The organism is Enterobacter cloacae complex sp. IR5402, assembly GCF_049238125.1.
GTDB lineage: Bacteria > Pseudomonadota > Gammaproteobacteria > Enterobacterales > Enterobacteriaceae > Enterobacter > Enterobacter hormaechei_C.
Genome location: NZ_JBMKHO010000003.1, coordinates 60348 through 85295 on the forward strand (window position 1 = coordinate 60348; position 24948 = coordinate 85295).

Consider the following 24948-nt stretch of genomic DNA (forward strand, 5'->3'; position numbering starts at 1 on the left):
GAAGCGGGCTTCTACTCTGTTGATAATCAAAATAATGAGGAGTGTCTTGTGCGTATTGGGATTGATTTGGGCGGCACCAAAACAGAAGTCATCGCGTTGAGCGAGCAGGGGGAGCAACTGTTTCGCCACCGTCTGCCTACGCCGCGCGATGATTATCACCAGACCATAGAGACGATTGCCCGCCTGGTCGATATGGCAGAGCAGACAACGGGCGAGACGGGCACAGTCGGGATGGGGATCCCTGGCTCCATTTCGCCGTATACCGGCGTGGTGAAAAACGCCAACTCCACCTGGCTCAACGGTCAGCCGTTTGATAAAGACTTAAGTCAACGCCTGAACCGGGAAGTGCGTCTGGCGAATGACGCAAACTGCCTGGCGGTGTCTGAGGCCGTGGATGGCGCAGCGGCTGGCGCGCAGACCGTATTTGCCGTAATTATCGGCACCGGCTGCGGGGCGGGCGTGGCCTTCGGAGGGCGCTCGCATATTGGCGGCAACGGCACCGCGGGCGAGTGGGGGCACAACCCGCTGCCGTGGATGGATGAAGATGAACTCAAATACCGCGCCGAAGTGCCGTGCTACTGTGGCAAGCAGGGCTGTATAGAGACCTTTATCTCCGGTACGGGGTTTGCCACCGATTATCATCGTCTGAGCGGCCAGCCGCTGAAAGGTAACGAGATTATGCGTCTGGTTGAGGAGCAGGATCCGGTGGCTGAACTGGCGCTCAGCCGCTACGAAATGCGGCTGGCTAAGTCACTGGCGCATGTGATCAATATCCTCGATCCGGACGTGATTGTGCTGGGCGGCGGCATGAGCAACGTCGACCGACTTTACGCCACGGTGCCAACGCTGGTGAAACAGTGGGTATTTGGCGGCGAGTGCGAAACACCGATCCGCAAAGCCGTCCACGGTGACTCCAGCGGCGTGCGAGGTGCGGCGTGGCTGTGGCCGGAATAAACGCAAAACGGTAACTTGCGTTGCCGTTTTTGATGTTTGTACCCTCTCCCACAGGGAGAGGGCCAGGGTGAGGGCATCAGACCGCACCGTCCCCCATTCAATTCACCGCAAACTCCCTGTCCAGCCTGCTATACCCCAGCCCGTTGATCTTCTTCACCTTGATCTGCACCGGAATACGCTCTTTCATCGCCTCAACGTGGCTGATCACGCCGATGGTTTTCCCGGTGGCGTTCAGTGCGTCGAGCGCATCCAGCGCGGTGTCCAGCGTTTCACTGTCGAGCGTGCCGAACCCTTCATCCAGGAACAGCGAATCAATGCGCGTTTTGTGACTGACCAGATCGGAAAGCGCTAAAGCCAGCGCCAGACTGACCAGGAAACTCTCCCCGCCGGAAAGGGTACGGGTATCGCGTATCGCATCGGCCTGCCAGGTATCGACCACTTCCAGCTCCAGCGCGTCGCTGGCTTTACGCTGAAGCAGATAGCGGCCATGCAGACGGTTGAGCTGCTGGTTGGCAAGCCACACCAGATTATCCAGCGTTAGCCCTTGGGCGAATTTACGGAATTTATCGCCGGTGCTGGAGCCTATCAGCGCATTGAGATAGCCCCAGTCGTCGGCCTGACGCGCCGCCTCCTCAATCTGCTGCATAAGCGCCTGCTGGTGCAGACGGTTATCGGCGTCCTGTTTGAGCTGCTGGCGGATCTCCCCCTGATGCGTGGTGTTGTCCCGAAGCTGTTGCGCCAGCTGATGTAACTGCGCCTGAAGCGTTGCGGCATCGGTTTCCAGCCCTTCGGGGCGCTGTGCCTGATGCGCCTGAAGCTGCTGGCTTGCCTGCACCGAAAGCGCCGTGGTCTGCTGGAGCTGGTTTTCCAGCGTCTGCTTTTGCTGTTCAAGCTGGCGGATCGACGCTTCATCCAGCAGGGCGGAGAGAAATGCCTCCCGATCGGCAAAGCAGCTCGCGGTCAGCGCGGCGTTGAACTGAGCCTGTGATTGCTGGAGCCGTTCACGCTCAAGCGTCTCCTGCTGCTGGAGGGTGGTGAGCTGGCTTTGCAGCGACACGCATTCGTCGTGGATGCCGCGCCAGTTCTCAGGTATAACCGCGTCGGCTTCTGTATCATCGGTAACCGGCAGCGTCTCCAGGATTGGCATCAGGGCGTTAATACGTTCCTGAATCGTACCGTGCTGGGCCTGTTTTTCCTGCCACAGGGTATATTCGCTTTCGCGCGCGCTCAGCCAGGCGCTTTCGGCCCCTTCATCGGGCACGCTAAGCGACAGCGACTCTAGCGAGGCCGCCAGCGCCTGACGCGTCGCCGTCAGCTGCTGCTGGTACTGGCGCGCCTGACCTTCCTGTTCAATGAGCTGGTTTTGCAGCGTCAGACGCTGGCTGAGCTGATACAGCTGGCGTTCATACTGCTCCTGTGCGCTCATCCAGAGTGCTATATCATCCTGAATATTCAGCGCTATGTTCAGGGAGGTGCAGACCTCCAGCCACTCTTTAGTGAGTGCTTGCTCTTCCTCAGAGAGAGCCTGTGCTTCCTCAGTCTCGCGCTGGATCTGTTGGGTCAGCGCATTCACCTGCCCGAGTACCAGCAATCCTTCCTCTTTTAGCGCTGCAACCTCTTTCTCCAGCGCGTCGCGGCGGCGCTGATTGTCAGTCAGTTCAAGCGCCTGATACTGCACAACTGCCGGGTGTTCGCGTGAACCGCAGAGCGGGCAAGGCTTACCCGCTTCCAGCTGAGCACGATAATTCTCAAGATCCTTGATTGTCGCCTCACGCTCACAGAGCGCTTTCAGGTCGGCATAGTGCTGATTTTTTTCTTTGAACTGCTGACGCCGCAGGATCAGCGTTTCATTGAGCTTACCCTGCTCAGCCTGCGCTTTCTGCACGCTTTCCGCATTCTGGCGCAGCCGTTTTTGCAGCGGCTGATAGCGAGCGTGAAGCGCAGTCAGACGCTGGCGGAGCGCCCGCGATTGTGCCTGTTGCTCCATTGCCGTCGCGAGATCCTCAGCCGTCAGCGTACTCTCCGGCAGCTCAGCCAGCTTCTGACGAAGCTCAGCCATGCGCGCTGCCTGGGCAACAAGCTGATTTTTATCGCGATTCAGCTGCGTAAAATGCGCCCGCCAGCCGGCAATTTCCTGTCCCCACTGACGGAAACGATCGTGTTCGGTTAGCCACTGCGTCAGCGCCGTGTGCTCTGTCTGCAACTGTTCACGGTTGCGCTGCGCACCGTTGCGGATACACGCGCGCTGTGCCGCTCTGTCGAGTAAGCGAGTATTTACTTCGACAATTCGCTCTGCGGTTTGCGACAGGCGGGCGGTCTGCTCCTGCTGGTGCTCCCATAGCGGACGTAGCTGGGCGGCGGGTTGCGCCAGCTGGAGCTTCGCCAGTTGCGGCGCGGCGTCCGTCAGAGCCTGTTGCGCCTGCTGCTGCGAAGCGGCTGCGCGCTGCTGCTCACGTATCAGCTCGTCGTTACGCGTAAGCCACTGAAAATCTTTCTGTTGGCTCTGCTGCTGTGCCAGCAGGATTTTCTCTTCGTCAGTGAGCGCCTGCAAACTTTGCTGCAAGTGCTGCTGCTGTTCCTCGCTCAACAGCACAACCCCTGCGGCCTGCGCTTCGCACATCTCCAGCGCGTTACGTGCCGCTTTGTGTTTTTCAAAAACCATGGCGGAAATCTGGCCGTAAATTTCCGTGCCGGTCAGTTCCTCCAGCAGCTCAGCGCGATCGCTCGGTTTAGCATTCAGGAAGGCGGCAAACTGCCCCTGCGAGAGCAACATCGAGCGGGTAAAGCGACCATAGTCCAGCCCGGTGAGTGCGGCGGTTTGTTCCAGCTTATCCGTGACTTTGTCGGCCAGAATTTTGCCGTCTTCGCAGCGGGCCAGCTCTACGCGCGGTGCCTGTAAGTTCCCGTCCGGCTGGTTGCGGGCGCGGTTCTGGCTCCAGAAAGCGCGATAAGCAACGCCTTTGACCTCAAATTCCACTTCCGCAAGGCATTCGGCGGTATCGCGCGTCATCAGGTCGTTTTGCGCCTGAGAGACCTTATTAAGACGCGGCGTTTCGTGGTACAGCGCCAGGCAGATGGCATCCAGCAGCGTGGTTTTACCAGCGCCGGTTGCGCCGGTGATGGCAAACAGCCCGTTGCTGGCGAACGGCTCCGCGGTGAAATCAATTTTCCACTCACCCTTTAGCGAATTCAGATTTTTCAGACGCAGGCTCAGAATTTTCATGCGTTTTCGTCCTCGTCATGGAGGGAGTGCAGGGTCTGGGCAAACAGCTCGTTAAGCCTGGTGCGTCTGGCCTCGTCCACCTCTTCATGCGCAAGCCGCCGCGCGAACACCTCTTCAACCCGAAGTTCGCTAAGCGTTTCACGCTGGGCGTTGAGCAGTATTTTCTCGCGCTGCTCGCGGCTGCGGCGTACCAGCAGTACTTCCACGGGAAGGTCTTCCGTCAGCGTCTGAATTTTACGCTGCATATCGTACAGGTAGTCGTCGGTGGTGATTTCGATATCGAGCCAGACGGGGGGATTAAGCGCTGTGCCGCGCCACTGATCAAGCTGAGCGGTAATGGCGGCCAGATCGCCTTTCAGCACCGCCAGCGGCTGGGTGACCGGCACCTCAAGCGTCTCAACGGCGCTGAGTTTGCCCCCGGTGAAGCTCACCAGATGGACGGATTTGGCTTTGCCCGTTTCGTCAAAACTGAGCGAAATGGGCGAGCCGCAGTAGCGGATATGCTCGCAGCCGCCGATGATCTGCGCCCGGTGAATATGCCCGAGGGCAATGTAGTCGGCGGGGGGGAAGTTTTGCGCTGGAAACGCGTCCAGCGTACCGATATAGATCTCGCGCACCGCGTCACTCTTACTGGCTCCGACGGTGGTGAGGTGTCCGGTGGCAATGATCGGAATGGCCTGATCGCCGCGCAGCGCGCAGGCTTCCGTATGCTGCTGGTGATAATAGCGGGTGATGGCCTGCAACAGATGCTGCTGTTTTTCGCTGCCGGACAGACCCGCCTGGCTTTGCACGATATCGCGCGGGCGTAAAAACGGGATTGGGCACAGCACCGCGCCCGGCGTGCCGTCGCGTTTTTTCAGGATCTGCGGCGCGTGCCCGGCGCTGGCCACCACGGTGGTATTGAGGAACGCCAGAATATCGCGGGATTCATTCAGCGTCGCCACCGAGTCATGATTTCCGGCGACAATCACCAGGTGACAACCGGTTTGCTGGAGGTTGACCACAAAACGGTTGTATAGCTCACGCGCATAGCTCGGCGGCGATCCGGTATCAAAAATGTCGCCCGCCACAATAATCGCGTCCACCTCGTGAGCCTGAGCCGTCTCCAGCAGCCAGTTCAGGAACGCTTCATGTTCCGCGGCGCGGCTTTTGCTGTAAAAATTTTGACCCAGGTGCCAGTCTGAGGTGTGAAGTATGCGCATAAAAGATCCGTGGCAATAATAAGAAAGCAGGATTATAAACTTTCGTGGAACGGAAAATAACCGCTGTAATAAAACAACAGTTTGCCATTTATAGTGGTAATGTTTTTCATAAATCTGTCATAAATCTGACGCATAATGACGCCGCATTACAGACTTGTAACTTAAATACGATAAGACAGGGCAAAGTATGGCGAGACGTATTCTGGTCGTAGAAGATGAAGCTCCGATCCGTGAAATGGTGTGCTTCGTGCTTGAACAAAATGGCTTCCAGCCGGTTGAAGCGGAAGATTATGACAGCGCGGTGAACCAGCTGAATGAACCCTGGCCCGATCTGATCCTGCTGGACTGGATGCTGCCTGGCGGTTCCGGATTGCAGTTTATCAAGCATATCAAACGCGAGGCGATGACCCGTGATATCCCGGTGGTGATGCTGACGGCGCGCGGCGAGGAAGAGGATCGCGTGCGCGGTCTGGAAACCGGCGCGGACGATTACATCACCAAACCGTTCTCCCCGAAAGAGCTGGTGGCGCGTATCAAAGCCGTGATGCGCCGTATTTCACCGATGGCGGTGGAAGAGGTGATTGAGATGCAGGGGCTGAGCCTGGATCCTACCTCGCACCGGGTCATGACCGGTGAAAATCCCCTCGATATGGGCCCCACCGAATTTAAACTCCTGCACTTCTTTATGACACACCCGGAGCGCGTTTACAGCCGCGAACAGTTGCTGAATAACGTCTGGGGAACTAACGTCTATGTCGAAGACCGAACGGTTGACGTCCATATTCGCCGCCTGCGTAAAGCACTGGAACTGAGCGGCCACGATCGCATGGTACAGACGGTCCGCGGCACGGGTTATCGCTTCTCGACCCGTTTCTGAACAATGACAGGAGTGTGACGCGTGCTGGAACGTCTGTCATGGAAAAGGCTCGTCTTTGAACTGATCTTATGCTGTATTCCGGCCCTCATTCTGGGGGCTATCTTTGGCTATCTGCCGTGGTTTTTACTGGTGGCCGTGACGGGATTGCTCGTCTGGCATTTCTGGAATTTACTGCGTCTTTCCTGGTGGCTGTGGGTCGACAGAAGTATGACACCTCCGCCGGGAAGCGGGAGCTGGGAACCGCTTCTCTACGGCCTGCACCAGATGCAGATGCGTAATAAAAAGCGCCGTCGTGAGCTGGGAAGCCTGATCAAACGCTTTCGTAGCGGTGCGGAGTCGCTGCCGGACGCGGTGATCCTGACGACGGAAGAAGGGACCATCTTCTGGTGCAATGGCCTCGCACAGCAGCTGCTGGGCCTGCGCTGGCCGGATGATAATGGTCAGAACATCCTGAACCTTCTGCGTTATCCCGAGTTCACGCTGTATCTGAAAAAGCGGGATTTTTCGCGCCCGCACAATCTGAAGCTCAATAACGGTCGCCATCTGGAAATCCGCGTGATGCCCTACAGCGATCGGCAGTGGCTGATGGTGGCGCGGGACGTTACCCAGATGCACCAGCTTGAGGGCGCGAGACGTAACTTCTTTGCCAACGTCAGCCACGAGCTGCGTACGCCCTTGACGGTGCTTCAGGGCTACCTGGAGATGATGCAGGAGCAAACGCTTGAGGGGGCGCCGCGTGAGAAAGCGCTGCATACCATGCGGGAGCAGACGTTCCGCATGGAAGGGCTGGTCAAACAGCTGCTGACGCTTTCAAAAATTGAGGCTGCCCCGTCGCTGGCGCTAAATGACATCATTGATGTGCCGATGATGTTGCGGGTGGTGGAGCGCGAAGCCCAAACGCTGAGTCATAATCAGCACACCCTGAGTTTTGACGTTGATAACACGCTGAAAGTGCTCGGCAGTGAAGATGAGCTGCGAAGCGCTATCTCAAACCTGATCTATAACGCCGTGAATCACACCCCGAAAGGGACACATATCGCGGTGCGCTGGCAGCATACCCCGGCGGGCGCTGAGTTTAGCGTCGAGGACAACGGGCCGGGGATTGGGCCTGAACACCTCCCGCGTCTCACTGAACGGTTCTACCGGGTGGATAAGGCGCGCTCGCGGCAGACCGGCGGAAGCGGACTGGGGCTGGCAATTGTGAAGCATGCCGTCAGCCACCACGAAAGCCGGCTCAATATCGAAAGCACCCTCGGTAAGGGCACGCGCTTTAGCTTCGTGATTCCGGAACGATTAATTGCCAAAAAAAGCGCCTGACAGCGTGTGTGTCAGGCTACCTTTCCACGGGCCAGCGTTGCTGGCCCGTTTGCTTTGCAGTCAAGCGAAACGCGGATGAATATTATACGGCTGGTGCTTTTTTGTTCGCATGATTAGCCATGAGTTTTTCTTATACATGGCATATTATGTTGGTCTGGATTTTCATGCTGGCATATTGTTCTGGTTTTACGATCCCTTCTTGCCTTTAAACGTTATAAGCGTTTAAATTGCCCCCCATATACTGTCAGACCGACTGTATTTGCGTGGTAAATCGAAAAACTATTCTTCGCCACGCCAGGACGGGAGCATATCCCGCTGAAATTGAGCAAATTTTCCGCTGTATCGTCCCATCAGGGATGGCGAAAATCTCAACGTATTCAACACCACATCCACAGGCAGTAAGGTTTTATGACCCATCACTTGAAATCGCGTGACATTATCGCGCTGGGCTTTATGACATTTGCGCTGTTCGTTGGCGCAGGTAATATCATTTTTCCTCCAATGGTTGGCTTACAGGCGGGTGAACACGTCTGGACGGCTGCGTTTGGCTTCCTGCTTACTGCCGTGGGCCTGCCGGTACTGACCGTTATCGCGCTGGCGAAAGTCGGTGGCGGTGTGGACAGCCTCAGCACCCCGATTGGCAAAGTGGCTGGCGTTCTGCTGGCAACCGTCTGCTATCTGGCCGTTGGCCCGCTGTTCGCGACCCCGCGCACGGCGACCGTCTCCTTTGAAGTGGGTATCGCCCCGCTGACCGGTGACGGCGCGATGCCACTGTTTATTTACAGCCTCATTTACTTCGCCATCGTGATTCTGGTTTCTCTCTATCCGGGCAAACTGCTGGATACCGTAGGTAACTTCCTGGCACCACTGAAAATTGTGGCGCTGATTGTGCTGGCGGTTGCGGCCATTGTCTGGCCTGCGGGGCCCATCAGCTCCGCGATGGACGCCTACCAGAACGCGGCGTTCTCAAACGGTTTCGTGAACGGCTATCTGACGATGGATACGCTTGGCGCGATGGTGTTTGGTATTGTTATCGTTAACGCCGCGCGTTCCCGTGGGGTGACCGAAGCGCGCCTGCTGACTCGTTACACTATCTGGGCTGGCCTGATGGCCGGTGTCGGCCTGACGCTGCTGTATCTGGCGCTGTTCCGTCTGGGTTCAGATAGCGCAACGCTGGTCGATCAGAGCGCAAACGGCGCGGCGATCCTGCATGCTTACGTGCAGCACACCTTTGGTGGTGCAGGCAGCATGCTGCTGGCGGCGCTGATTTTCCTGGCCTGTCTGGTGACGGCTGTGGGTCTGACCTGCGCCTGCGCGGAGTTCTTCGCTCAGTATCTGCCGCTCTCTTACCGCACGCTGGTGTTTATCCTCGGCATCTTCTCCATGGCGGTTTCAAACCTCGGTCTGAGCCACCTGATCCAGGTGTCAATTCCGGTGCTGACGGCTATCTATCCGCCATGTATCGTGCTGGTGGTGCTGAGCTTCACCCGCCCGTGGTGGCATAACTCGACGCGAATTATTGCGCCGGCCATGTTTATCAGCCTGATTTTTGGTATCCTTGACGGGATCAAAGCATCAGCATTTGCAGAAATCCTGCCAGCCTGGACACAGCGTCTGCCGCTGTCCGAGCAGGGCCTGGCCTGGCTGATGCCTTCCGTTGTAGCGCTGGTTCTTGCGATTATCTGGGACCGTGCGGCCGGGCGTCAGGTGACATCCAACGCCCATTAATCAACGGCAACAAATTGTTTAACCACGGGGCTTAAGGCCCCGTGGTTTTTTGTTTTTTTCGTGTTGAATGGCAAGATTTTAATGGAAAGCACTAACAAACTTAAACGTGGATTGAGCACCCGCCACATCCGCTTTATGGCGCTGGGCTCGGCTATCGGCACCGGTCTTTTTTATGGCTCGGCAGATGCCATCAAAATGGCCGGTCCAAGCGTTCTGCTGGCCTACATCATCGGCGGTGCCGCGGCCTATATCATCATGCGTGCGCTGGGGGAGATGTCGGTTCACAACCCGTCTGCCAGCTCGTTTTCACGCTATGCACAAGAGAACTTAGGCCCGCTGGCCGGGTTTATCACCGGCTGGACTTATTGCTTTGAAATCCTGATTGTCGCCATTGCCGATGTGACGGCGTTTGGCATCTATATGGGGGTCTGGTTCCCTGCCGTGCCGCACTGGATCTGGGTGCTGAGCGTGGTGCTGATTATCTGCGCCGTTAACCTGATGAGCGTGAAGGTGTTTGGCGAGCTGGAGTTCTGGTTCTCCTTCTTCAAGGTCGCGACCATTATCATCATGATCCTCGCCGGTTTCGGCATCATCATCTGGGGTATCGGCAACGGTGGGCAGCCAACCGGCATCCATAACCTGTGGAGCAACGGCGGCTTCTTTAGCAACGGCTGGCTTGGGATGGTCATGTCGCTCCAGATGGTCATGTTCGCCTATGGCGGGATCGAGATTATCGGCATCACCGCCGGGGAAGCGAAAGATCCGGAGAAGTCTATTCCGCGCGCCATCAACTCGGTGCCGATGCGTATCCTGGTGTTCTACGTGGGCACGCTGTTTGTGATTATGTCCATCTACCCGTGGAACCAGGTGGGCACCAACGGCAGCCCGTTTGTCCTGACTTTCCAGCATATGGGCATTGCGTTTGCCGCCAGCATTCTCAACTTTGTGGTGCTGACCGCCTCGCTGTCGGCCATCAACAGTGACGTGTTCGGCGTGGGCCGTATGCTGCACGGCATGGCGGAGCAGGGCAGTGCGCCGAAGGTGTTTGCCAAAACGTCGCGTCGCGGCACCCCGTGGGTAACGGTGCTGGTCATGACCGTGGCGCTGCTGTTCTCGGTCTACCTGAACTACATCATGCCGGAGAACGTCTTCCTGGTGATTGCGTCACTGGCGACCTTCGCCACCGTGTGGGTATGGATCATGATCCTGCTGTCGCAGATTGCGTTCCGTCGCCGCCTGTCGCCAGAAGAGGCCAAAGCGCTGAAGTTTAAAGTGCCGGGCGGCGTGCCAACGACCATTGTCGGTCTGATCTTCCTGGTCTTCATCATTGGCCTGATTGGTTATCACCCGGATACCCGTATTTCCCTGTACGTGGGCTTCGCGTGGATCGTCCTGCTGCTGGTGGGCTGGATGTTTAAATGTCGCCGCGATCGTCAGCTGGCGGAAGCACAGTAACATTCTTTTCCCCTCTCCCCGTGGGAGAGGGTTAGGGTGAGGGCATCAGGCTGCACTGATGCCTCCTCCCCCGTCCTCCTCCCTCAATAAATCCCATCATGGTGAGCTATCCTTAATCACCCTGTGGCAAGGTGACGTCAATTTCATCAAAGGGGATTCGTGATGTTAAACGCCTGGCACCTTCCGGTTGCCCCATTTGTTAAGCAAAACAAAGACAACCTTGTGATTACGCTCTGGCTGGCAGGGGACAATCAGCCTGAACGTGTGACCCTGCGCGCCGAAGTGGATAACGAAGAAACGTCGCTGAAAATGCACAAAGTGCGCAGCCAGCCGCAGCCGGGCGTCACGGCGTGGCGGGCAAATATCGATTTGCGCAGCGGGCAACCGCGTCGCCGCTACGGCTTCAAGCTGCTGTGGAACAACCGCCAGCTGTGGTTTACCCCGCAGGGTTTCAGCCGTTTCCCTCCGGCCAGGCTGGAGCAGTTTGCCGTGGATCACCCGGATAACGGCCCGCAGTGGGTTAACGATCAGGTCTTTTACCAGATTTTCCCGGACCGCTTTGCGCGCAGTGAAAAGCGCACCGTCGATCAGGACAAGGTTTATTACCATCATGCGGTCGGTCACGACATCATTCTGAAAAAATGGGACGAGCCGCTGACCGCCCAGGCGGGGGGATCGACCTTTTACGGCGGCGATCTCGACGGTATCAGCGAAAAACTGCCGTACCTGAAAAAGCTCGGCGTGACGGCGCTGTACCTGAACCCGGTGTTTAAAGCGCCAAGCGTGCACAAATACGATACGCAGGACTACCGCCACGTTGACGAGCAGTTTGGCGGTGACGAAGCGCTGCTGCGGCTGCGGCACAACACGCAAAAAGAGGGTATGCGCCTGATCCTTGATGGCGTGTTCAATCACAGCGGTGATTCTCATGCGTGGTTTGACCGTCACAATCAGTCGATGGGCGGCGCATGCCATAATCCGGACTCACCGCAGCGTGACTGGTACAGTTTTGACGAGAATGGCCGCGCCCTGGACTGGCTGGGCTACCCGAGCCTGCCGAAGCTCGATTTCCAGTCGCCATCGCTGGTGAATGAGATCTACGGCGGCGACGACAGCATCGTGCGCCACTGGCTGAAAGCGCCGTGGAACATGGACGGCTGGCGGCTGGACGTGGTGCATATGCTGGGTGAAGCAGGCGGGGCGCGGAATAACCTTCAGCATGTCGCCGCCATTACCCGGTCGGCAAAAGCGGCCCGGTCGGAAGCATTCGTCTTCGGGGAGCACTTTGGCGACGCGCGTCAGTGGTTGCAGGCTGATGCAGAAGACGCGGCGATGAACTATCGCGGCTTCACCTTCCCGCTGTGGGGTTTCCTCGCTAACACCGATATCTCTTACGATCCGCAGCATATTGACGCCGAAACCTGCATGGCGTGGATGGAAAACTATCGCGCTGGCCTGTCGCATCAGCAGCAGCTGCGGATGTTTAACCAGCTCGACAGCCACGATACCGCACGCTTTAAATCGTTGCTGGGTAAGGATGTGGCGCGTCTGCCGCTGGCGGTGACCTGGCTCTTTACCTGGCCGGGCGTACCCTGCATCTACTATGGCGATGAAGTCGGGCTGGACGGCAACAACGATCCGTTCTGCCGTAAAACCTTCCCGTGGGAGCCTGAAAAGCAGGATCAGGATCTGTTCAGCCTCTACCAGCGCATGGCGACGCTGCGCAAGCAGAGCCAGGCCCTGCGATACGGGGGCTGTCAGGTGATGTACGCCCACGATAACGTGGTGGTGTTTGTCCGCGTCTATAACCAGCAGCGCGTGCTGGTGGCGATCAACCGGGGCGAGGCGTGTGAAGTCGTGCTGGAAGATTCACCGCTGCTGGCTGGTAAAATGTGGAAGAGCAAAGAGGGTAAAGCGACGTTCCAGGGGAGCGTGCTCACGCTGCCAGCGATCTCCGCTGCGGTCTGGTTCGGCAGCTAAGCGCAGGCAGAATGGTTTTCACCTTTTAAGATGGCGCAAATGCAACGATTTGTGTCAATCTTAACGGATCGTTTACGGTGAAGGTGGAAACATGGACGAGCTTTACATCCTTGGCTGTTTGTTCCTGGTTTTTGCGCTGGTCGTGGCACCCGTGCTCGCGGTGATAGGCTTTAACCGAAGCACGGCGGCGCGGCAGGAGATCGCCCGGCTTCGCCAGCGCATTGAGGCGCTCGAGCAGCGTAGTGTGGCTGAGAAAGCACCGGAGCAGGTGCAGACCGCCGCGCCGGTGAAGACGCCAGCGCCGGTGTCAGAGGCCGTTAACGCACCTGTCGATCCCTGGCGTCCCGAACCGCCCGTCACTGAAGCAGAGCCTGTGCCTGTACCGGCGGCAAAACGTCCTTCCGCCTTTGGCGGCATCCTGTCCTCGCTGACGCGCTGGTTTATGCAGGGCAATCCGCTGGCAAAACTGGGGATTGTACTGCTCTTCCTCGGACTCTCTTTCCTGCTGCGCTATACCGTTGAACATTCACTGTTTCCGCTTGAGCTGCGTCTTGCCGCCACGGCGCTGTTTGCCATGGTTCTGCTGGCCGTTGGATGGCGGCTGCGGCACAGGCAGCGGATCTACGCGCTGATCCTCCAGGGCGGAGCGACCGGCGTGCTTTATCTGACCGTCTTTGGCGCATTCCGGCTGTGGCAGATGCTGCCGATGACGCTGGCGTTTGCGCTGCTGGTGGTGATTTGCGCGGCGAGCGTCGGGCTGGCCGTGTTGCAAAAGGCGCTGAGCCTTGCCATGCTGGCGAGCCTCGGCGGATATCTTGCGCCGCTGCTCCTGTCTACCGGGGGCGGTAGCTTTGTGGCGCTATTCTCCTTCTATCTCCTGCTGTCCATCGGCATTCTCGTCATCAGCATCTGGCAGCACTGGCGCGAGCTCAACCTGCTCGGGCTGCTCTTCACGTTTGGCGTTGGCGGGGTGTGGGGACTGAGCGACTACCAGCCGGAAGACTATGTTATTTGTCAGCTGTTCCTGATTGCCAATACGCTTATTTTTGGCGTGTTTAGCGTGGCGCTGTCGCTGCGGGCGCAGGAAAAAGGCAAACAGATTATTGACGGCGTACTGCTGTTTGCTCCGCCGCTGATTGGTTTTGGGATGCAGTATGGCATGACGTCTCACTGGACGTACGGCCCGGCGCTAAGCGCGCTGGGCTATGGTGCGTTTTACCTCTCGCTGGCGTTTCTCGCGCTGCGGCGTTACCCCTCCATCGGACGACCGCTGGTTATGGCGGCGCTGGCGATCGGCGGCGGGTTTGCCACGCTTGCCATTCCGCTGGCGCTTTCAGCGCGCTGGACGGCGATGGCCTGGGCGCTGGAAGGGCTGGGTATTCTTTGGTTGGGCGTGCAACAGCAGCAGCGGCGCATGAGCTATAGCGGGACGGCGTTGTTGGTGCTGGCGCTCGGCAGCGCGATATGGGCGCAAATGGACGGCGTCACTTCACTGAGCCTCCTGCTTATTTTCGCAGTGCTCAGTCTTTGCTGGCTGGCTGCGGCCTGGCTGTGGCAGAAAATCGCGCTGCCGGGCAGCTGGGCATTGCTGGCCGGTGGGTTGCTGTTCTGGTTAGTGGCGTTGCTGGGCGCGTCGCAGTTGTTCCTGAAGCAGGAGTTATCGCTTCTGGCAGGCGTGCTGGCGCTGACGGCGGCGTCGGCCTGGGGATGGCGGCAGGCTGCCGCTCGTCTGGCATGGTGGGAGCTGGATGCCAGCAAATGGCTGCTGTGGCCGGTGATGCTGCTGATGGTGCTGTATCAGGTCTCGCACCAGCAGATTCTGGCGGCCGGCTGGGCAAATCTGGCCTGGGCTATCGCGCTGCCTGCCGCCCTGATGCTGCTGCGGCGCGACGAAGATAAACTTCTGCCGCGCATCTCAATGGGGCTGCATCTGTCGCTGTTGTGGATGATTTTACTCGCCCTTGCCGCCGAGCTTTACTGGTTTGCCCGCTCCCTGCCATGGGGCATGGCGGCCTGGGGAAGCGGCATTGCGATGGCTGTCGGCGGTGGGGTGATTATGGCGCTCTCCGCGGCCGTACGGCGTCGCGGATGGCCTTTCCGGGTATGGCCTGCGCTCTACGCCTGCCTTGCCGCGATCCCTGTGGTTGTGGCGCTGGTGGTATTGCTGGTCGTGACCAATTTCCAGGACGGTGTGGTCTATCGACAGACCTGGCTGCCGCTGGTGAACCCGCTTGAGGAAGGGGCGGCGTTCGCGCTGCTGGGGCTGGTAGTATTTTATCGGGCAGTGGATCGCTACTATCCGGCATCGCTTGCGCAGTCCCGACCTTGGCCCGCCGTTGTGCTGATGGCGCTTGGCTTCTGGTGGCTCAACGGCGCGTTGCTGCGTGCGCTGGCGTGGTACGGCGAGGTGGCCTGGAACATGGAATCGCTGTGGCATTCGCGGCTTATTCAGACCACCTTTGCCCTGTTCTGGATGTTCTGCGCGCTGGTGGTGATGATCCGCGCCACCCGTCAGGCCTCCCGTCAGCAGTGGCTTGGCGGTGCGGCGCTGCTGGGGGTGGTGATGCTCAAACTGATGCTGGTGGACAGCGCGGGCGGTGGCGGCCTGGCGCGCGCCGTCGCGTTTATTGGCGTGGCGATCCTGGTCCTGATTGTGGGCTATTTCTCGCCGCTACCGCCTAAAGCAGGAGAAGAAAAATGAAATGGATGAATGCGGTTGTTTGTGCAGCACTGCTGGCCATGGCCGGTCCGGCATTCAGCGAGGGCGCGCCAGCGGAATCCCCGCGGGATTATGCCTACGGCCTGTCCCTTGATACCTCTGCCTCTTCGCCGTGGTATCGGGTCATGCTGCCGCTGGCGATTTATCAGCAGAGCACATCGCCCGATCTGCGCGACGTGCGCGTGTTTAATCAGTCGGGCGAGCCTGTACCGTTCAGCCTGGTTACTACGACGCGTCCGCAGCCGGCACCGACCACCACGGCGCTGCGCCTTTTTGCGCTTAACGCCTCGCCGGGCGGGGAAGAGGACAGCGGCGATAAAATTATGCTACGGGCCAGAAACGGTGTGGAAATTGTGCTGGAAGGGCAACACGCTGCGGCTGCCGGACAGCACTATCTGCTGACCCTGCCGGAAAACGCGACGGAGGTTCCGCTCTCTCAGCTCCAGCTTTTCTGGGACACGCCGCAGGGCTCGTGGCAGGGAACGGCATCGGTCTATTACAGCGAGGATCTGAAAAACTGGTATACCTTGCGCGAAGAGATGCCCCTGCTGGACGTGATGAGTGGACAGGATCGCCTGAAGCTCGACCGCATCGATACCGATCTGGTGTTATCACCTGAGGCGAATCGCTATCTGCTGCTGGTGCTGAACACGGGACGTTCTGCCCTGACGTTAACCGGCGTCAACGCGATTAACGCGCCTGCGCAGCCGGAATCAGAGCACATTAGCCTGGCGGGAGAGGGGGAGCGGTTATCCGAAAGTGAAGCCGTGTGGCGCTGGAAACATCCGCAGCCTCTGAGTGCGATCGCCTTCATGCTGAATGACGACGGCGTTCTCCCGGCAGAAATAGCCTGGCGGGGGGCGGACAAGGATCGATGGCATACGCTGAAAAAAGAGGTGATCTACCAGCTCGGCGGCAAAACGGCTGAACCTGTTCCGCTCCCTGGCGGGCTGGTCGAGGCGGTAAAAATCAAGACCCTCAATGCGCGTTTGCCTGAGAACCTGCCGGGCGTGATAGGGCAGCGCGTGCGCTACGATCTGGTGTTTAACGCGCAGGGGAAGGGGCCGTACCTGCTCGCGTGGGGGAACGGGGCTGCGAAACCGGCGAGCGTGGAGACGGATATGCTGATCCCGACCGAACTGCGTAAAACCTACGATCTGGCAGCCTTGCCGATGGCGGATACGCTGGAACCTGTCCCGCTGGGGGGCGAGGCGCGTTTAACCGCGACGTCTGCGGCTGAGCAGGAAAGCAGAATGAAAACGCTGATGGTCTGGGGCGTACTGATTGCGGGGGTGATGGTGCTTGCGGGTATGGCATGGCGCATCTGGCGCGAGATAAAAAAAGACGGCGCAGCATAAGCCATAAAAAAACCCGCGTATTCGCGGGTTTTTTCGTAAACCGTGCCGATTACAGGCTGGATACGTTCTCAGACAGGTATTTAGCTACGCCGTCTGGGGAAGCCGCCATACCTTCTTTACCTTTTTCCCACTGAGCCGGGCACACTTCACCGTGCTCTTCGTGGAACTGGAGCGCGTCAACCATGCGCAGCATTTCGTCGATGTTACGACCCAGCGGCAGATCGTTCACAACCTGGTGACGAACGATGCCGTTTGCATCGATCAGGAAAGAACCACGCAGTGCAACGCCAGCGTCCGGATGTTCGATACCGTAAGCCTGCTGGATTTCGCGTTTGATGTCCGCAACCATCGCGTATTTCACCGCACCGATGCCGCCGTTTTCGACAGGGGTGTTACGCCATGCGTTGTGTACAAATTCAGAGTCAAAGGAGACGCCAACCACTTCCACGCCACGCTTCTGGAATTCTTCGTAACGTTTGTCGAACGCGATCAGCTCAGACGGGCAAACGAAAGTGAAGTCCATTGGCCAGAAGAACAGAACGGTCGCTTTACCGTTGGTATGCTGTTTGAAGTTGAAGTTTTCAACGATTTCACCATTGCCCAGAACGGCGGCAGCTGTAAAATCCGGAGCCGGACGAGTTACCAGAACCATATGATTCTCCTGTAGATACTAAGGTTATTTGGAACGCAACGCGGGCCAGTATAGAGGCAGTACGGGAATAAGACAAAGAGGTGGTAACAATCGTTCCACCAGCTTTTACCTATCAATCATACCGGCATCACAGTTCTTTATTTTTCGCCTGCGTCATCATACGCGGGTAGAACTGCCAGAAGCGGGTTTCCAGCGCATCGTAATGTTCATCCAGGTCATGCCATGAGTCGCGCAGCGCGTCCAGACGCGGTCGACGGCTCGCCATGCCGTTCAGGACGTTCTGAATGAAATCCATCTCGCGGTATCGCTCCAGCCAGCGTTCAGACCAGAGATAGTTATTCAGATTTACAAAGCGCGGCGGGGAGTCCGGCAAAATGATCGACACCTGCGCGTGGGCGTAGCGCACAAACTCAGGCAGCGACATATCAGGCGACAGCTGCGACCAGTGGCGCGACAGGAAATGATCCCACATGACGTCGAGCGTGATCGGCGCCACCCGTCGCGTTTCGGGGCGGAACCAGGTTTTGGCTTCCCTCACTTCCGGCAGGTTATCGGTCAGCACGTCGATGCGGCGGTGCATAAAAATTCCGTCGACAACCTCAGGGGAATACGCTTCCGCCGGGTTGCCGCGTACAAAATCGGCCAGCAAATTGCCGGAGAGGGAGCTGTCCGCGAGGTGAGCGAGATGCAGGTGAGCGAGAAAATTCATGCGTTTTCGTTGTCCGGTGGCGGCTAGTTGTTGCAGCAAAAGGGTGTGAGCACTAGACTATGCCGCCTGTTTTTAAGTCACGAGTATACGTCATGCGCGTCGCCGATTTCTCCTTTGAACTACCTGAATCCCTGATTGCACACTACCCCATGCCTGAGCGTAGCAGCTGTCGCTTGCTGTCACTGGACGGGCCAACGGGCGCGCTGACGCACGGTACTTTCACCGATCTGCTCGACAAGCTCAACCCTGGCGATCTGCTGGTCTTTAATAATACCCGCGTGATCCCGGCGCGTCTGTTTGGCCGTAAAGCCAGCGGCGGCAAGATTGAGGTGCTGGTCGAACGTATGCTCGATGATAAACGTATTCTGGCACATATTCGCGCCTCCAAAGCGCCTAAGCCGGGCGCGGAGCTGCTGCTGGGGGATGACGAGAGCATCAAAGCGACCATGACCGCGCGTCACGACGCGCTGTTCGAGGTGGAGTTCAACGACGAACGCACGGTGCTTGATATCCTCAACGCCATCGGCCACATGCCGCTGCCGCCGTACATTGAACGCCCGGACGAAGAGGCCGACCGCGAGCTATATCAGACCGTCTACAGCCAGAAGCCGGGTGCGGTGGCGGCGCCAACGGCGGGCCTGCACTTTGATGAACCGCTGCTGGAAAAGCTGCGCGCCAAGGGCGTTGAGATGGCCTTCGTGACGCTGCACGTCGGTGCGGGGACGTTCCAGCCGGTACGCGTGGACAGCATCGAAGATCACATCATGCACTCTGAGTACGCCGAAGTGCCGCAGGAGGTGGTGGATGCGGTGCTGGCGGCGAAAGCGCGCGGAAGCCGCGTCGTGGCCGTCGGTACAACGTCGGTACGTTCCCTTGAGAGCGCCGCGCAGGCCGCGAAAAGCGAGCTGATTGAACCGTTCTTTGGCGATACGCAGATTTTTATCTACCCGGGCTATCAGTACAAAGTCATTGATGCGCTGGTGACCAACTTCCATCTGCCTGAATCGACGCTGATTATGCTGGTTTCCGCGTTTGCGGGGTATCAGCATACGATGAACGCCTACAAGTCTGCGGTAGAACAAAAATATCGCTTTTTTAGCTACGGTGACGCGATGTTTATCACGTACAATCCGCAGGCTTTGAATGAGCGTGTCGGGGAATAAGTCCGCGGCACTGTGTTACAACGTTGGACTGTTTTTCTGACGTCGGAGAAAAAATGAAATTTGAACTCGATACCACCGATGGTCGCGCGCGTCGCGGTCGTCTGGTGTTTGATCGCGGCGTGGTAGAAACCCCCGCGTTTATGCCTGTGGGCACGTACGGCACCGTAAAAGGAATGACGCCGGAAGAAGTTGAAGCCACTGGCGCACAGATTATCCTCGGCAACACCTTCCACCTGTGGCTGCGTCCAGGCCAGGAGATCATGAAGCTCCACGGCGATCTGCACGACTTCATGCAGTGGAAAGGCCCCATCCTCACCGACTCCGGCGGTTTCCAGGTCTTCAGCCTGGGCGATATCCGTAAGATCACTGAGCAGGGCGTACACTTCCGTAACCCGATCAACGGCGATCCAATCTTCCTCGATCCAGAAAAATCCATGGAGATTCAGTACGATCTCGGCTCCGATATCGTAATGATCTTCGACGAATGTACGCCATACCCGGCGGACTGGGACTACGCCAAGCGTTCTATGGAGATGTCCCTGCGTTGGGCGAAGCGTAGCCGCGACCGTTTTGACTCCCTGCAAAACAAAAATGCGCTGTTCGGCATTATCCAGGGTAGCGTTTACGAAGATTTACGCGATATCTCGGTTAAAGGTCTGGTAGAGATAGGCTTTGATGGCTACGCTGTCGGCGGTTTGGCTGTGGGTGAGCTGAAGGAAGATATGCACCGCATTCTGGAGCATGTCTGCCCGCAAATCCCGGCGGATAAACCACGATACCTGATGGGTGTGGGTAAACCAGAAGATCTGGTGGAAGGCGTACGTCGCGGCATTGATATGTTCGACTGCGTTATGCCAACCCGAAACGCGCGTAACGGTCATCTGTTCGTTACCGATGGCGTGGTGAAAATCCGTAACGCGAAGCATAAGAGTGACACCAGCCCGCTCGATTCCGAGTGCGATTGCTATACCTGTCGCAATTATTCTCGCGCGTACCTGCATCATCTCGATCGTTGCAACGAGATTTTGGGGGCGCGTCTCAATACCATTCATAATCTTCGTTATTATCAGCGCTTAATGGCTGGTTTACGTAAGGCTATCGAAGAGGGTAAATTAGAGAGCTTCGTGACCGATTTCTACCAACGTCAGGGGCGGGATGTTCCACCGTTGAACGTTGATTAATTTTAATAATGAGGGAATTTGAATGAGCTTTTTTATTTCTGATGCGGTAGCAGCAACGGGTGCACCAGCGCAGGGCAGCCCGATGTCTCTGATTCTGATGCTGGTTGTGTTCGGTCTGATCTTCTACTTCATGATCCTGCGTCCACAGCAGAAGCGTACTAAAGAGCACAAAAACCTGATGAACTCCATCGCGAAGGGCGATGAAGTCCTGACCAATGGTGGCCTGGTGGGTCGCGTAACCAAAGTAGCGGAAAACGGCTACATTGCTATCGCCCTCAACGACACCACTGAAGTGGTTATCAAACGTGACTTCGTAGCTGCCGTTCTGCCGAAAGGCACCATGAAGGCGCTGTAATCCCAACTTTTCCCAAAGGGAACTGCCGTGTTAAACCGTTATCCTTTGTGGAAGTACATCATGCTGGTCGTCGTGATTATCGTCGGCCTGCTGTACGCGCTTCCCAACCTGTATGGTGAGGATCCGGCCGTTCAAATCACTGGCGCGCGCGGTGTCGCCGCCAGTGAGCAAACGCTGATCCAGGTCCAGAAAACGTTACAAGAAGAAAAAATTACCGCTAAGTCTGTGGCACTGGAAGAGGGCGCAATTCTTGCTCGCTTCGACACCACCGACACGCAGCTCCGCGCACGTGAAGCGCTGATGGGCGTGCTGGGTGATAAATATGTCGTGGCGCTTAACCTTGCTCCTGCAACCCCACGCTGGCTGGCTGCGCTGAACGCAGAGCCAATGAAACTGGGTCTTGACCTGCGTGGCGGCGTTCACTTCCTGATGGAAGTGGATATGGATACCGCGCTCGGCAAGCTACAGGAACAGAACATCGACAGCCTGCGCAGCGATCTGCGCGATAAGGGCATTCCGTACACCACCGTACGTAAAGAAGATAACTACGGCATGAGCATCACGTTCCGCGACAGCGCGGCACGCGATCAGGCTGTGACCTATCTGTCTCAGCGTCACCGCGATCTGGTGATCACCTCTCAGGGCAGCAATCAGCTGCGTGCGGTAATGACCGACGCGCGTCTGAGTGAAGCACGTGAATACGCCGTTCAGCAGAACATTAACATTCTGCGTAACCGTGTAAACCAGCTGGGCGTGGCTGAGCCACTGGTACAGCGTCAGGGGGCTGACCGTATCGTGGTCGAACTGCCGGGTATCCAGGATACCGCCCGTGCGAAAGAGATTCTGGGCGCGACGGCGACCCTGGAGTTCCGTCTGGTTAACTCCAACGTTGACCAGGCTGCTGCGGCTTCAGGCCGTGTGCCGGGCGATTCCGAAGTGAAGCAGACCCGCGAAGGCCAGCCGGTTGTGCTGTACAAACGCGTGATCCTGACCGGTGACCATATCACCGACTCCACTTCAAGCCAGGATGAGTACAACCAGCCGCAGGTTAACATCTCGCTGGATAGCGCAGGTGGCAACATTATGTCTAACTTCACCAAGGACAACATCGGCAAGCCGATGGCGACCCTGTTCGTGGAGTACAAAGACAGCGGTAAGAAAGACGCCAATGGCCGTGCCGTGCTGGTGAAAGAGGAAGAGGTGATTAACATCGCCAACATCCAGTCTCGTCTGGGTAACAGCTTCCGTATTACCGGTATCAGCAACCCGAACGAAGCGCGTCAGCTCTCTCTGCTGCTGCGTGCCGGTGCGCTGATTGCGCCAATTCAGATTGTTGAAGAACGTACCATCGGTCCAACCCTGGGTATGCAGAACATCAAACAGGGTCTGGAAGCGTGTCTGGCCGGTCTGGCGGTGTCCATCATCTTCATGATCTTCTTCTATAAGAAGTTCGGCCTGATTGCGACCTCCGCGCTGATTGCCAACCTGGTGCTGATCATCGGTATCATGTCCCTGCTGCCAGGGGCGACGCTAACCATGCCAGGTATCGCGGGTATCGTTCTAACCCTTGCGGTGGCGGTCGACGCCAACGTACTGATAAACGAACGTATCAAAGAAGAGCTGAGCAACGGTCGTTCTGTACAGCAGGCGATTGAAGAAGGCTACAAAGGGGCGTTCAGCTCCATCTTCGATGCGAACGTAACAACACTGATTAAGGTTCTTATCCTGTATGCAGTGGGTACTGGCGCGATCAAAGGCTTTGCGATTACTACCGGTATCGGTGTCGCAACGTCGATGTTTACCGCTATTGTCGGCACCCGTGCCATCGTGAACCTGCTGTACGGCGGCAAGCGCGTCAAAAAGCTGTCTATCTGAGGAGTGCGTTGTGGCACAGGAATATACTGTTGAACAATTGAACTACGGCCGTAAAGTCTGGGACTTTATGCGCTGGGACTACTGGGCCTTCGGCATTTCAGGTTTTCTGCTGATCTTGTCCATCGTCATTATGGGCGTGAAAGGCTTTAACTGGGGCCTGGATTTCACCGGTGGTACGGTGATCGAAATTACCCTGGAAAAACCGGTCGATATGGACCAGATGCGTGAGTCTCTGCAAAAAGCGGGCTTTGAAGAGCCGCTGCTACAGAACTTCGGCAGCAGCCGCGACATCATGGTGCGTATGCCGCCGGTACACGATGCCAACGGCAGCCAGGAGTTGGGCAGCAAGGTCGTTCAGGTTATTAACGAAACGACCAGCCAGGACGCAACGGTTAAGCGTATTGAGTTTGTCGGCCCGAGCGTTGGTGCTGACCTGGCGCAGACCGGTGCGATGGCGCTGCTTGTGGCGCTGATCTCGATCCTGATTTACGTCGGTTTCCGCTTTGAGTGGCGACTGGCGGCAGGCGTGGTTATCGCCCTGGCGCACGACGTGGTGATCACCATGGGCATACTGTCCCTCTTCCACATTGAGATTGACCTGACGATTGTGGCATCCCTGATGTCCGTTATCGGTTACTCACTGAACGACAGTATCGTGGTATCTGACCGTATTCGTGAAAACTTCCGTAAGATCCGTCGCGGCACGCCGTACGAAATCTTTAACGTGTCGTTGACCCAGACGCTGCACCGTACGTTGATCACCTCCGGCACCACCCTGATGGTGATCCTGATGCTGTTCCTGTTCGGTGGCCCGGTGCTGGAAGGCTTCTCGCTGACCATGCTGATCGGTGTGTCTATCGGTACGGCCTCGTCTATCTACGTCGCGTCCGCGCTGGCGCTGAAGCTGGGCATGAAGCGCGAGCATCTGATCCAGCAGAAAGTCGAGAAAGAAGGGGCGGATCAGCCGTCCATTCTGCCGTAAGCGTCTTATGCGGTATCGAAATCCCGGCCTGCTGGCCGGGATTTTTTTTGTCTGCATCTCACAAACACTCCTGACAGTATGCTGTCAGGAGCCCTGTCGTAGACTCCTTCTGAACCCTAACAACAGGCAGGAGGACGTATGAAAAGTGTTATTAACTGGTTTGAAATTCCGGTCGCCGATATGGATCGCGCCATCAAATTTTATGAGTCGGTGATGCAGGTCGCGCTGCGGCGCGAGAAGATGGACGTGGCTGAGCTGGCGGTTTTCCCGCACGAGGATCCGGCCACCGGCGGCGCGCTGGCGAAATTTGACGGCGTTACACCTTCTTCGCAGGGCGCTATTATTTACCTGCATACTGACAATCTGGCGGCCACGCTCGATCGTATTGCTTCTGCGGGCGGTGAGTGCGTGTTTGGCCCGCTGGAACTGCCGCAAGGCATTGGCACTATAGCCCTGTTTACCGACAGCGAAGGTAATCGCGTCGGCCTCCATCAACCGGTATGAGAGTAAACCGATGACCCGACGCGCTGACCGTTTGTTCCAGATTGTGCAGATCCTGCGGGGCAGGCGTCTGACAACGGCAGCGCATCTGGCGGAAAGGCTTGGCGTGTCCGAGCGCACGGTGTACCGCGATATCCGCGACCTGTCGCTTTCCGGCGTGCCGGTGGAAGGCGAGGCGGGAAGCGGATATCGGCTAATGTCGGGTTTTGATTTACCCCCGTTGATGCTGACCAACAAGGAGTCCGAGGCGCTGATGGTGGCGATCCGTCTGCTCAAAACCTGGGGCGGGGAATCGCTGTCGCGCGAGCTGGAGTCGGCCCAGGAAAAAGTGCTGGCGATCCTGCCAGAAGAGAGCCGCCGCAAAGCTGAACAGACGCGAATTTACGCGCCGGATATTGCCCTTCAGCCACACTCCCGTAGTGGTTTCGACGTGATCCACCAGGCAATTTCTGCCCTGCGTGTGCTGGCGCTGCACTATCGCGATGAAGCCGGGCAGTTAACCTGGCGTGAGGTTCAGCCGCTGGGGCTGTTCTTCTGGGGTGAGCACTGGCTGCTGGCCGCGTGGTGTGAACGGCGCGATGACTATCGCTGCTTCCGTCTCGACCGGTGTTTGCATATTACGCTGACGGAAAGACACTTTAGCGAAAGCGCGGACAGGTCGCTGGCGGATTTTTTGCGCAAGGTGAAGCAGTAAAAAGCCGGGTGGCGAGGTAAAAG

General features: G+C 57.6%; 19 protein-coding genes. 15 read left to right on the plus strand and 4 right to left on the minus strand.

All coding sequences use genetic code 11. From position 1 onward, the window contains the following. The first annotated feature begins 48 nt into the window (after nucleotides 1-48). Nucleotides 49-954, plus strand: a complete 906-nt coding sequence (mak, locus tag ACOTXL_RS06585) for a fructokinase (protein WP_045350615.1) — start codon at nucleotides 49-51, stop codon at nucleotides 952-954. A 97-nt stretch (nucleotides 955-1051) separates the two neighbouring features. On the opposite strand, the gene sbcC is transcribed toward mak, so the two are convergent. Further along, nucleotides 1052-4177: an exonuclease subunit SbcC gene (sbcC, locus tag ACOTXL_RS06590; RefSeq protein WP_045350614.1), complete on the minus strand. Its 3126-nt coding sequence runs from the start codon at nucleotides 4175-4177 to the stop codon at nucleotides 1052-1054. Further along, on the minus strand, nucleotides 4174-5379 hold the full coding sequence (gene sbcD / locus ACOTXL_RS06595) for an exonuclease subunit SbcD (protein ID WP_045350613.1): 1206 nt from the start codon (nucleotides 5377-5379) through the stop codon (nucleotides 4174-4176). The genes sbcC and sbcD overlap by 4 nt, the downstream gene beginning before the upstream one ends. 187 nt (nucleotides 5380-5566) lie before the next feature. On the opposite strand from sbcD, the gene phoB reads away from it, so the two are divergent. The 7 genes from phoB to ACOTXL_RS06630 all read left to right on the plus strand — a co-directional run bounded on the left by phoB (nucleotide 5567) and on the right by ACOTXL_RS06630 (nucleotide 16813). Beyond that, nucleotides 5567-6256 (plus strand): phosphate response regulator transcription factor PhoB, encoded by a 690-nt coding sequence (gene phoB / locus ACOTXL_RS06600; RefSeq protein WP_003859122.1) that lies wholly within the window; start codon nucleotides 5567-5569, stop codon nucleotides 6254-6256. Between the two features lie 21 nt (nucleotides 6257-6277). Then, a complete protein-coding gene (phoR, locus tag ACOTXL_RS06605; protein WP_032657349.1) occupies nucleotides 6278-7573 on the plus strand; it encodes a phosphate regulon sensor histidine kinase PhoR in 1296 nt (431 codons plus the stop codon). A 408-nt stretch (nucleotides 7574-7981) separates the two neighbouring features. Beyond that, the gene (gene brnQ / locus ACOTXL_RS06610; RefSeq protein WP_003859118.1) at nucleotides 7982-9301 is read left to right on the plus strand and encodes a branched-chain amino acid transporter carrier protein BrnQ; all 1320 of its coding nucleotides are present in this window, start codon (nucleotides 7982-7984) and stop codon (nucleotides 9299-9301) included. A gap of 81 nt (nucleotides 9302-9382) precedes the next feature. Then, nucleotides 9383-10756 (plus strand): proline-specific permease ProY, encoded by a 1374-nt coding sequence (proY, locus tag ACOTXL_RS06615; RefSeq protein WP_003859117.1) that lies wholly within the window; start codon nucleotides 9383-9385, stop codon nucleotides 10754-10756. Between the two features lie 162 nt (nucleotides 10757-10918). Then, nucleotides 10919-12736, plus strand: a complete 1818-nt coding sequence (gene malZ, locus ACOTXL_RS06620; RefSeq protein ID WP_023315506.1) for a maltodextrin glucosidase — start codon at nucleotides 10919-10921, stop codon at nucleotides 12734-12736. A 91-nt stretch (nucleotides 12737-12827) separates the two neighbouring features. Continuing rightward, the gene (locus tag ACOTXL_RS06625) at nucleotides 12828-15437 is read left to right on the plus strand and encodes a DUF2339 domain-containing protein (protein ID WP_003859115.1); all 2610 of its coding nucleotides are present in this window, start codon (nucleotides 12828-12830) and stop codon (nucleotides 15435-15437) included. After that, entirely contained in the window at nucleotides 15434-16813 is a 1380-nt protein-coding gene (locus tag ACOTXL_RS06630) for a DUF3999 domain-containing protein (protein ID WP_045350612.1), read from the plus strand. The genes ACOTXL_RS06625 and ACOTXL_RS06630 overlap by 4 nt, the downstream gene beginning before the upstream one ends. A 49-nt stretch (nucleotides 16814-16862) precedes the next feature. Here ACOTXL_RS06630 and ACOTXL_RS06635 read toward each other — a convergent pair whose 3' ends face one another. Continuing rightward, complete coding sequence (locus ACOTXL_RS06635) at nucleotides 16863-17465, minus strand: peroxiredoxin C (protein ID WP_003859113.1); 603 nt, start codon at nucleotides 17463-17465, stop codon at nucleotides 16863-16865. 127 nt (nucleotides 17466-17592) lie between these two features. Beyond that, nucleotides 17593-18174 carry an ACP phosphodiesterase gene (acpH, locus tag ACOTXL_RS06640; protein ID WP_022650455.1) on the minus strand — a complete coding sequence of 194 codons (582 nt, stop codon included), beginning with the start codon at nucleotides 18172-18174 and terminating at the stop codon, nucleotides 17593-17595. Between the two features lie 92 nt (nucleotides 18175-18266). Here acpH and queA point away from each other — a divergent pair, with 92 nt between their 5' ends. The 7 genes from queA to ACOTXL_RS06675 all read left to right on the plus strand — a co-directional run bounded on the left by queA (nucleotide 18267) and on the right by ACOTXL_RS06675 (nucleotide 24925). Further along, nucleotides 18267-19337, plus strand: coding sequence for a tRNA preQ1(34) S-adenosylmethionine ribosyltransferase-isomerase QueA (queA, locus tag ACOTXL_RS06645; protein ID WP_003859111.1), 1071 nt, complete (start codon nucleotides 18267-18269; stop codon nucleotides 19335-19337). Nucleotides 19338-19390: 53 nt separating this feature from the next. Continuing rightward, nucleotides 19391-20518 (plus strand): tRNA guanosine(34) transglycosylase Tgt, encoded by a 1128-nt coding sequence (tgt, locus tag ACOTXL_RS06650; RefSeq protein ID WP_045350611.1) that lies wholly within the window; start codon nucleotides 19391-19393, stop codon nucleotides 20516-20518. A gap of 22 nt (nucleotides 20519-20540) precedes the next feature. Further along, nucleotides 20541-20873, plus strand: coding sequence for a preprotein translocase subunit YajC (gene yajC, locus ACOTXL_RS06655; RefSeq protein ID WP_003859109.1), 333 nt, complete (start codon nucleotides 20541-20543; stop codon nucleotides 20871-20873). Nucleotides 20874-20900: 27 nt separating this feature from the next. After that, the gene (secD, locus tag ACOTXL_RS06660) at nucleotides 20901-22748 is read left to right on the plus strand and encodes a protein translocase subunit SecD (protein ID WP_003859106.1); all 1848 of its coding nucleotides are present in this window, start codon (nucleotides 20901-20903) and stop codon (nucleotides 22746-22748) included. 10 nt (nucleotides 22749-22758) lie between these two features. After that, on the plus strand, nucleotides 22759-23730 hold the full coding sequence (gene secF / locus ACOTXL_RS06665; RefSeq protein ID WP_045350610.1) for a protein translocase subunit SecF: 972 nt from the start codon (nucleotides 22759-22761) through the stop codon (nucleotides 23728-23730). 138 nt (nucleotides 23731-23868) lie between these two features. Continuing rightward, the gene (locus ACOTXL_RS06670) at nucleotides 23869-24234 is read left to right on the plus strand and encodes a VOC family protein (protein WP_023315514.1); all 366 of its coding nucleotides are present in this window, start codon (nucleotides 23869-23871) and stop codon (nucleotides 24232-24234) included. A 10-nt stretch (nucleotides 24235-24244) separates the two neighbouring features. After that, complete coding sequence (locus tag ACOTXL_RS06675) at nucleotides 24245-24925, plus strand: helix-turn-helix transcriptional regulator (RefSeq protein WP_022650457.1); 681 nt, start codon at nucleotides 24245-24247, stop codon at nucleotides 24923-24925. Nucleotides 24926-24948: the final 23 nt, after the last annotated feature.